This window comes from Rhizobacter sp. P1_G5 (genome assembly GCF_056405435.1).
In genome coordinates this window covers 1-3830 of record NZ_JBFUCB010000583.1, presented here as the reverse complement: position 1 = coordinate 3830, position 3830 = coordinate 1, and the positions used below count along the sequence as shown (strand labels likewise).

The 3830-nt window shown below is 68.6% G+C and carries 5 protein-coding genes and 3 tRNA genes; 7 read left to right on the top strand and 1 reads right to left on the bottom strand.

Translation table 11 applies throughout. From position 1 onward, the window contains the following. The 3 genes from trpD to AC1D12_RS27420 form a co-directional block, all read left to right on the top strand. Positions 1 to 817, top strand: an 817-nt coding sequence (gene trpD, locus AC1D12_RS27430) for an anthranilate phosphoribosyltransferase (RefSeq protein WP_477844199.1), incomplete at its 5' end; no start/stop codon positions are given. Beyond that, entirely contained in the window at positions 814 to 1602 is a 789-nt protein-coding gene (trpC, locus tag AC1D12_RS27425) for an indole-3-glycerol phosphate synthase TrpC (RefSeq protein ID WP_047510392.1), read from the top strand. The genes trpD and trpC, both read left to right, overlap by 4 nt. Then, positions 1599 to 2315: a uracil-DNA glycosylase gene (locus AC1D12_RS27420; protein ID WP_477844197.1), complete on the top strand. Its 717-nt coding sequence runs from the start codon at positions 1599 to 1601 to the stop codon at positions 2313 to 2315. The genes trpC and AC1D12_RS27420 overlap by 4 nt, the downstream gene beginning before the upstream one ends. Before the next feature lie 19 nt (positions 2316 to 2334). Here AC1D12_RS27420 and AC1D12_RS27415 read toward each other — a convergent pair whose 3' ends face one another. Beyond that, positions 2335 to 2961 (bottom strand): outer membrane beta-barrel protein, encoded by a 627-nt coding sequence (locus tag AC1D12_RS27415; protein WP_047510388.1) that lies wholly within the window; start codon positions 2959 to 2961, stop codon positions 2335 to 2337. Positions 2962 to 3102: 141 nt separating this feature from the next. Between AC1D12_RS27415 and AC1D12_RS27410 the strand changes: the two genes are divergently transcribed. From AC1D12_RS27410 to AC1D12_RS27395, 4 genes are all read left to right on the top strand, one after another. Then, positions 3103 to 3188, top strand: a tRNA-Tyr gene (locus AC1D12_RS27410). A 117-nt stretch (positions 3189 to 3305) separates the two neighbouring features. After that, a tRNA-Gly gene (locus tag AC1D12_RS27405) sits at positions 3306 to 3379 on the top strand. Positions 3380 to 3465: 86 nt separating this feature from the next. Beyond that, positions 3466 to 3540, top strand: a tRNA-Thr gene (locus AC1D12_RS27400). Between the two features lie 43 nt (positions 3541 to 3583). Beyond that, positions 3584 to 3830: GTP-binding protein (locus AC1D12_RS27395; RefSeq protein ID WP_457332813.1), on the top strand; the 247-nt coding region annotated here is incomplete at its 3' end.

Genomic DNA, 3830 nt, shown 5'->3' with positions numbered 1-3830 from the left:
GGCCGACACGACGCACCTGGTCGACCTGTGCGGCACCGGCGGCGACGCGGCGCACACCTTCAACATCTCGACCGCCGCGATGTTCGTCGCGGCCGCGGCCGGCGCGCGCATCGCCAAGCACGGCGGGCGCAGCGTGTCGTCGAGTTCCGGCAGCGCCGACGTGCTCGAGGCCTTCGGCGCCAACGTCGACCTGAATGCGGCGCAGGTCGCGCAGTGCCTGCAGGAATGCGGCATCGGCTTCATGTTCGCGCCCAACCACCATGCGTCGATGAAGCATGCCGGCCCGGTGCGCAAGGAGCTCGGCGTGCGCACGATCTTCAACATCCTCGGGCCGCTGACCAACCCGGCCGGCGCGCCGAACCAGCTGATGGGCGTGTTCCACGCCGACCTGGTCGGYATCCAGGTGCGCGTGCTGCAGCGCCTGGGCTCGGAGCACGTGATGGTGGTCTACGGCATGAACGGCATGGACGAGATCTCGCTGTCGGGCGAGACGCTGGTCGGCGAGCTGAAGAACGGCGAGGTGCGCGAGTACATGGTGCACCCGAGCGATTTCGGCATGCCGGTCTACGACACCCGCGTGCTGAAGGTGGCCGACAAGGCCGAGTCGGTGCAGTGCATCCAGCGCGCGTTCGCGAACGAAGACGGGCCGGTGCGCGACATCGTGCTGCTGAACGCCGGCGCGGCGCTGTATTGCGCGAACGTCGCGTCGTCGGTGACCGAAGGCGTGCGGATGGCGCGCGAGGCGGTGGCCTCGGGCAAGGCGCTGGCCAAGCTGAGCCAGTTCGTGGCCGTCACCAACAAGTTCAAGGCAGCATGAGCGACATCCTCGACAAGATCAACGCGGTCAAGCGCGAAGAGATCGCGGCGGCCCGCAAGCTGCGCGACGAAGCCTCGGTGCGCCGCGAGGCGGAATCTCTTGGCGGGCTGCGCGACTTCGCGAAGGCGCTGCGCGGCAAGATCGCGGCCGGCTCGGCGGCGGTGATCGCCGAGGTCAAGAAGGCGAGCCCCAGCAAGGGCGTGCTGCGCGAGCACTTCGTGCCGGCCGAGATCGCCGCCAGCTACGAGAAGCACGGCGCCGCCTGCCTCAGCGTGCTGACCGACCGGCAGTTCTTCCAGGGCTCGGTCGACTACCTGAAGGCCGCCCGCGCCGCCTGCGCGCTGCCGGTGCTGCGCAAGGATTTCATGATCGATGCGTACCAGGTGTTCGAGGCGCGTGCGATGGGGGCGGACTGCATCCTGCTGATCGCCGCGTCGCTGGACGATGCGCAGATGGCCGACCTGGAGGCACAGGCGCAGGCGCTCGGCATGGCGGTGCTGGTCGAGGTGCACGACGGCGCCGAACTCGACCGCGCACTGCGCCTGAAGACGCCGCTGGTCGGCATCAACAACCGCAACCTGCGCACCTTCGAGGTCACGCTCGACACCTCGCTCGGGCTGCTGAAGCACGTGCCCGGCGACCGGCTGCTGGTGACCGAGAGCGGCATCCTCGCGCGCGCCGACGTGCAGCGCATGCGCGACGCGAACGTGCATGCCTTCCTGGTCGGCGAGGCGTTCATGCGCGCGCCGGATCCGGGCGTGGCGCTGGCCGAGCTGTTCCGGTGAGCGGGGAGGGCTCGCTGAAGGCGCCGCTGGCGCAGGTGCTCGATGCCGCGCCGCTCGGCTGGCGCGAGGTGCTGCGGCCCTGGCGCGAATCGGCCGCCGGGCAGGGCCTGGTCGAGTTCGTCGACCGGCGCGTGGCCGAGGGGGCGGTGGTCTATCCGCCCGAGCCCTTGCGCGCGCTGGAACTGACGGCCTTGCCGGAGGTCCGCGTGCTGATCCTCGGGCRGGACCCGTACCACGGCCCGGGCCAGGCCCATGGGCTCGCGTTCTCGGTGCCGGCCGGCGTCGCGTTGCCGCCGAGCCTGCGCAACATCCTCAAGGAGCTGGTGCGCGATCTCGGCGAGGCGCCGGCGACCGGCGACCTGTCCGGCTGGGCCGCGCAGGGCGTGCTGCTGCTGAACACGACGCTGACCGTCGAGCAGGCCGCGCCGGCGAGCCACGCACGCCATGGCTGGGAGCCGCTGACCGAGCGCATCGTCGCCGCGGTCGCGGGCCGGCGCCGGCCCTGCGTCTACATGCTGTGGGGCGCGCATGCCCAGCAGTTCGGGCCGCTGATCCGCGAGCAGGGTGGGCCCGATGCGCTGGTGCTGGCGTCGAACCACCCGTCGCCGCTGTCGGCGCGGCGCCCGCCGGTGCCCTTCATCGGCAACGGGCACTTCGGTGCCGCGCAACGGCACCTGTCGGCCCACGGCGGCGCGATCGACTGGAGCCGGTGAGGGCCCAGGCGCGCCAGGCTCAGTTGAAGTAGTAGCTGACGTAGAAGCCGACGTGGCTGCCGTCGTATTCCGGCGCGGTCGAATAGCCCTTCAGCGTGAACTTCTCGTGCACCGCGCGCAGCTTCAGCGCGACCGCGCGGCTCACGAAGTACTCGCCCTCGACCACCACGCCGGTCGACGAGTCGAACTCGACATTGCCCACGTCGAGCGCGCCGCTGGACGAGAACTTCGCGTTCTGCGACCAGCGCAGCCCGCCGCCGAGGCGCCATTGGTCGCTCAGGTCCCAGTGGCCCAGCACCTCGACGGGGTAGCGCTCGAAGGTCTTGCGGCCGTCGTCGCCGGAGCGCGTCTCGCCGCGGATCGTCTGGAAGTGGTAGCCGACGCTGATCTGCGCCGAGAACGGGCTGTCGAAATGCACGTCGACGCCGGCCTTCACGTCGACCAGGCCGCCGGCGCGGATCGACGTGCTGTGGCCGTCCTCGAACTCGACCGAGTCGAGCTTGTCGCCGCCCCAGGTCAGGCCGAGGCCGAGGAACGGGCGAATCCGCACGCCAGGGCCTGGGCCGGTGTCGGACGGGTACTGGCTCTGCGCCTGGGCGGAGGCCGACAACGCGAGCACCGCGGCGGCCAGGATGGTCTTCGTCATGGGGTTCTCTCCTCCGGATCGCCCGCGGGAAATGCTGGGGCGGGCGCGATTATCCGGGCGTCGACGGCTGTGGCGAGGTCATTTTTTGCGGTGCTGGTTTGCCAGTGTCACCAACTCGATGTATAGTCCCGAGTTCGCCGCGGAGGGGTGCCCGAGTGGCTAAAGGGGGCAGACTGTAAATCTGTTGGCTTACGCCTACGCTGGTTCGAATCCAGCCTCCTCCACCACGGCGAAACATATTCTGTAAGTTGCTAGACCGCTAGACGTTGTTGTTGCAAGACCGTTTCGGTCGGGTTCCCTCGATGTGTCGATGGGGTTCTGGCCGGGGCGGGTGGGGCTCCCGGGCGGGAGTAGTTCAATGGTAGAACCCTAGCCTTCCAAGCTAATGACGCGGGTTCGATTCCCGTCTCCCGCTCCACGGATCTTCACGGAGACGTTGTGATGTCGTCAGAGGCTTGACTGCCTGAGGTTGTCAGCCCTGTGTCGACAGGACACAAGAGACCTGCCCATGTGGCTCAGTGGTAGAGCACTCCCTTGGTAAGGGAGAGGTCGCGCGTTCGATCCGCGCCATGGGCACCAGTTTTTTCAGCACTGTCAATCTCGACCGCTAGGAGCGCGAAAAATGGCAAAAGGCAAATTCGAGCGGACCAAGCCGCACGTGAACGTTGGGACGATCGGTCACGTGGACCATGGCAAGACGACGCTGACGGCGGCGATCACGACGGTGCTGTCGGCGAAGTTCGGTGGTGAAGCCAAGGCGTACGACCAGATCGACGCGGCGCCGGAAGAGAAGGCACGCGGCATCACGATCAACACGGCGCACGTCGAGTACGAGACGGCGAACCGCCACTACGCACACGTCGACTGCC

Coding starts and splice junctions, on each gene's coding strand:
- trpC (WP_047510392.1), top strand. CDS start 814: ATGAGCGACATCCTCGACAAGATCAACGCGGTCAAGCGCGAAGAGATC.
- AC1D12_RS27415 (WP_047510388.1), bottom strand. CDS start 2,961: ATGACGAAGACCATCCTGGCCGCCGCGGTGCTCGCGTTGTCGGCCTCC.